This is a genomic window from Prevotella sp. S7-1-8 (assembly GCF_000758925.1).
Lineage (GTDB): Bacteria > Bacteroidota > Bacteroidia > Bacteroidales > Bacteroidaceae > Prevotella.
In genome coordinates, this window is record NZ_JRNC01000120.1 from 1 (window position 1) to 2,445 (window position 2,445).

The window sequence follows — 2,445 nt, forward strand, 5'->3', positions numbered from 1 at the left end:
CAATCGTATCATTTCTTGATATTGGCAAGGTGTGTCTTTGTAACACAAACTTACAGTTGTACCACAAAGACCCTTGCCCCGAAGGGGATTAAATCACTCCAAAGTCGTGATTAAAGAAAAGTAAAGCTATGGATAAGGAAGAGAAATCTCGTTCAGAGAGAAAAAAGGCGGAAAAGCCACGTTGGGACAACTGGCATGTACGTCTTCCCAATCTCAAAGACCAGCAAAAAGCGATTGACTTGTTTCAGCGTTCAGGAGCAGAAACGAAGTCGGATTTTGTGCGTGGGCGTATTCTTGGAGATAGTTTCAAGGTGATTACGGTGGATAAATCTGCCGTAGAATACTACCGAAAACTTTCTGAATTGACGGCACAAATCCATAAGATTGGTGTGCTGTACAACCAAACTGTGCGTGCCATCAACAGCTATCACTCGGTCAGGACTGCACAGATTTTACTTGAAAAATTGGAGAAACTCTCGGCTCAGATTATTGCCTTGCAGGAGCAGACTATCGGTTTGACCATTGATTATAGGAAGAAAAGTGTTGAAAATTTAGTCCAAAAATGATAGCAAAGATTTCAAGTACGGAGAACCTTGGAGGAGCACTCGGTTATAACTTCAAAAAGGTGGAAAAAGAGGAAGCAAGCATTCTTCTTGCCCAAGGCTTGTATCAAAACAAAGAGGAAACATATACGATGGAAGAGGTGTTTGCTGATATGGAGGCTCTGATACCTAAGAAATGCCGAACGAAGAAAACGGTGTTCCATTGCTCGCTCAATCCGCATCCGGACGAGAAACTCACCGATGAGGAACTCACACAGATTGCGAAGGAGTATATGGAGGCACTTGGTTATGGCAAGCAACCCTACATCGTCTTTAAGCATAATGACATTGCCCGTGAGCATATCCACATCGTTTCGCTTCGAGTGGATAGTCAAGGTAGAAAAATCAATGACAGGTATGAGGGCAGGCGAAGCAAAAAGATTACTGATGCTCTGGAAAAGAAATATAACCTTATTCCAAGTTCAAAGGTCAGTGAGAAAACAACAACAGAAACACCAAAGGTCAATGTTGTGCAAGGGAATATCAAGGAACAGGTGGCAAACACCGTCCGTTCAGCGATGAAGCATTATACCTTCTGCTCCTTAGGTGAACTAAATGCTGTTCTGCGTAAATACAACCTTGCGGTAGAGGAGGTTAAAACGGAATATCGAGGAAAACGATATGACGGGCTGGTCTATGTGCCTACCGATGACAAGGGCAATAAGGTGAGCACGCCCATTCACGCCTCGGACATAGGTAGAGGTGTGGGCTATGCTGCCGTTCAAAACAAGATGCTAAAATCGAAGCTGGAGATTAAGCCATTGATACCAACCATCAGAGGAAAGGTATTACAAACAATGCGTACCTCTCCCCAGACGGAGGAAGAACTTCGGCAAAGATTGGAGGAACAAGGCTTGCGAGTGGTAATCCGAAAGAATGATAATGGACGCATCTATGGTATTACGTTCATTGATGACAAAGAAGGCATTGCGCTCAATGGCTCCCGATTAGGTAAAGGATATGCTGCCAATAAGTTTAACGAGTACTTCTCTAACCCGAAGAATAATCCATTCTTGGATGAATCGCTTTATGGTAAAATTGATACCACCTTACAGCAGCAGATGCAGACAATACAGTCTGATGAGCAGGAAAGCGACAATCTTGTCGATGAACTTATCGACGATATGGTGGGAGAATCTTTCTCTTCTTCGGGCAACGATGATTGGAAGGAAGCAGCATGGCAGCGTAAGCTCCGAAGACAAAGTAAGGTAAAACTTAGACGAAGAAAACATTAAATAAACTCATTCAACAAACAAGATCTTTACAACTCCCCTCCCTTCGGAGGGGACGGGGGAGGCTACAAAAACATTGCATTATGGCACAAGAAGATGATTTAAGGGCATTGGGTAAAGTTATGGACTTTATGCGAGGTATATCGGTGATATTCCTCCTCGTTAACTGTTATTGGTTCTGTTACGAGGCATTCCATACATGGGGCTTTACGCTCGGCATTGTGGATAAGATACTGATGAACTTCCAGCGTACCACAGGATTGTTTTCGTCCATCCTCTGGACAAAACTCTTTTGCGTGGTATTCCTTGCCCTTTCCTGTTTGGGGACGAAAGGCGTGAAGGAGGAGAAAATCACATGGCCGAAGATTTGGACGGTGCTTTTCGTCGGTTTTGTGTTCTTTTTCCTCAACTGGTGGCTACTGGTATTGCCCATCGGTAAGGTCGGGGCAGCTTCCCTCTATATATTTACACTTTCCGTTGGCTATATCTGTCTGCTGATGGGTGGTGTATGGATGAGCCGACTGCTCAAAAATAACTTGATGGACGATGTGTTTAACACAGAAAATGAAAGCTTCATGCAGGAAACAAGGTTGATGGAGAATGAATACTCT

General features: G+C 43.8%; 3 protein-coding genes. All 3 read left to right on the forward strand.

The window, feature by feature from the left end; all coding sequences use genetic code 11:
- Nucleotides 1-128 precede the first annotated feature (128 nt).
- Nucleotides 129-566: a hypothetical protein gene (locus tag HMPREF1640_RS12145; RefSeq protein ID WP_036864382.1), complete on the forward strand. Its 438-nt coding sequence runs from the start codon at nucleotides 129-131 to the stop codon at nucleotides 564-566.
- Nucleotides 563-1,837 (forward strand): conjugal transfer protein MobB, encoded by a 1,275-nt coding sequence (gene mobB, locus HMPREF1640_RS12150; RefSeq protein ID WP_036895264.1) that lies wholly within the window; start codon nucleotides 563-565, stop codon nucleotides 1,835-1,837. Before HMPREF1640_RS12145 ends, mobB begins: the two co-directional genes overlap by 4 nt.
- 80 nt (nucleotides 1,838-1,917) lie before the next feature.
- The coding region (locus tag HMPREF1640_RS12155; RefSeq protein WP_036895266.1) for a YWFCY domain-containing protein at nucleotides 1,918-2,445 on the forward strand (528 nt) is incomplete at its 3' end.

Bases quoted from the DNA above. Each gene is read 5' to 3' on its own strand.
- mobB (WP_036895264.1), top strand. From the start codon at position 563: ATGATAGCAAAGATTTCAAGTACGGAGAACCTTGGAGGAGCACTCGGT.
- HMPREF1640_RS12145 (WP_036864382.1), top strand. From the start codon at position 129: ATGGATAAGGAAGAGAAATCTCGTTCAGAGAGAAAAAAGGCGGAAAAG.